This is a genomic window from Globicatella sanguinis NBRC 15551 (genome assembly GCF_001552295.1).
In the GTDB taxonomy this organism is placed as follows: Bacteria; Bacillota; Bacilli; order Lactobacillales; family Aerococcaceae; genus Globicatella; species Globicatella sanguinis.
The window spans coordinates 1-1699 of sequence record NZ_BCQX01000199.1 but is presented as its reverse complement, the minus strand read 5'-3'; the positions used below and the strand labels follow the sequence as shown (position 1 = coordinate 1699).

1 protein-coding gene is annotated in these 1699 nt (G+C 42.1%); it reads left to right on the top strand.

Annotated features, from left to right (window positions below):
• Positions 1–461: 461 nt before the first annotated feature.
• The coding region (locus GSA01S_RS10070; RefSeq protein ID WP_066127231.1) for an IS110 family RNA-guided transposase at positions 462–1699 on the top strand (1238 nt) is incomplete at its 3' end.

Genomic DNA, 1699 nt, shown 5'->3' with positions numbered 1-1699 from the left:
TCTCTGTTTCTCTTGATTTACCGAACATTATGTCATGGATAAGGGCTTTACCCGTTGTCAGACTGGACGATTTCGAAGAAATCGAACAGGATGACAATGGCAAGCAAGCGAAGCGCGCTAGCTAAGCCTCATTTCAATTCATAAAATGTTTAATTGTCCCTTCATATTGCTTGGTTACTGTGAGATGTTGTAGGATAATAAGTCTTGGAAAGGGACTTACGGGAATATGCTATTCACCTCTGTGGCTTTGTCTACTTCTTAAGTCTGTAACCCGGACCATTGATGTCACAACCAACACACTAGCTGTTTCCACCCTGGTTCACACCCGCTAGTAGGCGAGTGGCAGCTTGAATCAGCGTGATAAGTATTCTATTAAGCGAGGCTGTTATAGGCAATGGTATCCTGGGATATCCCACAGTAACCAAGCAATTTCCAAATATAATCGAAAGGAGGTCCCTCACATGAACTTATATGTCGGTTTAGATGTTAGTCTAGCTAAGCTAGACGTCTGTTGTTTAACGGATGATGAACAATTTTCTGTTTTGTTAGAACGTTCTTTTAGAAATGATCACGACGGTGCCACTGAACTGAAAGAATGGATTCTTCAAGCCTATCAGGACTATCACTTTGATCGAATCGTCATCGGCATGGAATCCACATCAGCTTATAGCTTTCATCCCGGTTACTTCTTCAAAGAAGACCCAGAGCTGAGTGAGCTAAATGTAGTGGTCACAATTGAAGAACCAAGCAAAATCAAGAAATATCGTGAAGTTTTCTCCGAAAATAAAAACGATGCTTTAGATGCTTTCTATATTGCTGATTACTTGCGTATCCAAAGGTTTAATCTCTCTTTCTTAAAGGAAGACCAATACATCGCCTTACAGCACCTTACACGGTCTCGCTATCAATTAATCAAGCAACTTACTACAGTCAAGCAACACTTCCTAGAAAATCTTTACTATAAGTGTAATACGCTTTCGATGAATCTTAAAGAAGATGGGCATTCCACGACTGCCCTCAGTGCTACCGTCATTTCACTCATGACAGAAGACTATTCTCTAGATGACCTGGCTAATATGCCTTTAGAAGAATTTGGCCAATTGATTCAAAAGCTAGGACGGGGACGCTTCAAAGCACCCGAAGACTTAGCTAAAACAATCCAAAAAGCCATTCGATCGAGTTATCGTCTCTCTAAGGTCCATGCCCAATCCATTGATATCGTGCTGGCTGTCTTAGTCCGTGAGATTCGCTCGCTTGAAAAAGCAATCAAAGATCTCGACAAAGGGATTGAAGATATTGTTCAAATCCTACCAGAATATCAGTGCTTAACTTCTATTCCTGGTATTGGTCCGGTCTATGCCGCTGGAATCATCGCCGAAATCGGACAGATTGAACGCTTTGATTCTCAAGCAAAAATTGCCAAGTACGCCGGCTTATCCTGGAAGGAAAATCAGTCGGGAAAACGATCGTCACAAAACACACCGATGATTCATCGGGGCAATCGGTTCTTGCGTTATTACCTAGTTGAAGCTGCCAACTCTGTTAAACGCTATTTACCTGAATATGCCCAGTTCTATCATAAGAAATTCCAGGAAGTACCTAAACATCAGCACAAACGTGCCCTCGTCTTAACCGCAAGAAAATTAGTGCGTCTGGTGGATGTGCTACTACGCAATCACCAACTCTATACGCCACCGGA